Source organism: Caldimonas sp. (assembly GCF_046289365.1).
Taxonomy (GTDB): domain Bacteria; phylum Pseudomonadota; class Gammaproteobacteria; order Burkholderiales; family Burkholderiaceae_C; genus Caldimonas.
The window spans coordinates 1-1,581 of sequence record NZ_JBKBVU010000345.1 but is presented as its reverse complement, the minus strand read 5'-3'; the positions used below and the strand labels follow the sequence as shown (position 1 = coordinate 1,581).

Annotated in this window: 1 protein-coding gene; it reads right to left on the bottom strand. The window is 70.7% G+C overall.

Annotated elements, in window-relative coordinates:
• Window positions 1–180 precede the first annotated feature (180 nt).
• Window positions 181–1,581, bottom strand: a 1,401-nt coding sequence (locus ACK42S_RS17865; RefSeq protein ID WP_409710791.1) for a putative bifunctional diguanylate cyclase/phosphodiesterase, incomplete at its 5' end; no start/stop codon positions are given.

Here is a 1,581-nt window from a genome sequence, read left to right as displayed (position 1 = left end):
TCGGCGCGGGCGGAGCCGTCAGGGGCCACCAGGCAGTGGGACAGGCAGGGGGCCAGGTGTGTGCCTTCGAGGGCCACGGACGCCGTGGGGCCGGCGCATGCATTCTGAAAGGAATACGCCTGGATTGCGCCGCGCGCAGCGGCTGGACGCGCGTCCAGCGGTCCCCGGGACGGAACCGGGTCAGAGGAGGGTCGTGGGCGCTTCCTGCAGCACCCGTGCGTCGTGTTCGGTCCACCGCCGCACCCAGGCCGCAAACTCGCCGGCCGGCAGGGGGCGGGCGATCAGGTAGCCCTGGGCGAGGTCGCAGTCCAGGCTCCTGAGCGCGCGCCAGTGGGAGGCCGTCTCCACCCCTTCGGCCACCACCGACAGGCCAAGGTTGTGCGCCAGGTCCACGGTGGAGCGCACGATCTTGGCGTCGTCGCTGTCGCGCTCCATCTGCATCACGAAGGACTTGTCGATCTTGAGCTCGTGCACCGGCAGGCGCTTGAGATAGGCCAGGGACGAGTAGCCCGTGCCGAAGTCGTCGATCGCCAGCCGCAGGCCCATCTCGTTCAGGCGTTCCAGCGTGTGCTGCGCACGGGCCGGGTCGTCCATGATGGCGCTTTCGGTGATCTCCAGGCACAGGGCCTCGGCTGGCGCGCCATGGCGCTGCAGCAATGCGGCGAACTTCTGCGGCAGCTCCAGGTCCATCAGGTCGCGCGTGGACAGGTTCACCGACAGCGGCACGGCCAGCCCCTGCGCGCGAAGGTCACGCCAGGTGCGCAGGCATTCGTCGAGGATCCAGGCGGTGAGGGTGCGGATGAAGCCGGTCTGCTCGGCAAAGGGGATGAATTCCATCGGAGGCACCAGGCCGCGCTGCGGGTGCTGCCAGCGCACCAGGGCCTCGGCCCCTTCGACACACGCGCTGTGCAAGGCCACCTTGGGCTGCAGCACCAGGCGCAACTCGCCCTGGTCGATGGCGCGGCGCAATCCGCTGAGCAGCGAGATCGTGCGGGCGCTGCCCGAGTCGAAGGCCGGGTCGTAGGCCAGTGCACCGGCGCCACGGCGCTTGGCGGCATACATCGCCACCTCGGCGCGGCTGAGCAGGGTGTCGGCATCCTGGGCATGGTCCGGGCTGGTGGCCACGCCGATGCTCGCACGCAGGTCGATGGTCTGGTCCTCCAGCACCAGCGGGGCTTCGAAGGCGGCCGCCACGCGCTCGGCCACGTGCAGGGCATCGCGGGTGTCGGCAGCCGGTAGGAGCACGGCGAACTCGTCGCCGCTCAGGCGCGCCACGAGATCGCCCCGGCGCACGCAGACCTGCCCGAGCCGCTGCGCCACCTGCTGCAGCACGCGGTCGCCGATCTCGTAGCCCATCACGTCGTTCACATGCTTGAAGCGGTCCATGTCGAGCATGAGGACCGAGACATGCCCACTGGAGCCCTCTCGACGCTCCCCGGGCACCAGCACCGCAGGGCGGCCCGCCTCGGCCAGGGCCGCCGAGGCGGACACCCGGAACTGGGCACGGTTGGGCAGGCCGGTCAGGCTGTCCCAGTAGGCCAAGCGGGTGATTTCGCGCTGCTGGGCGTCCACGCTCACGCG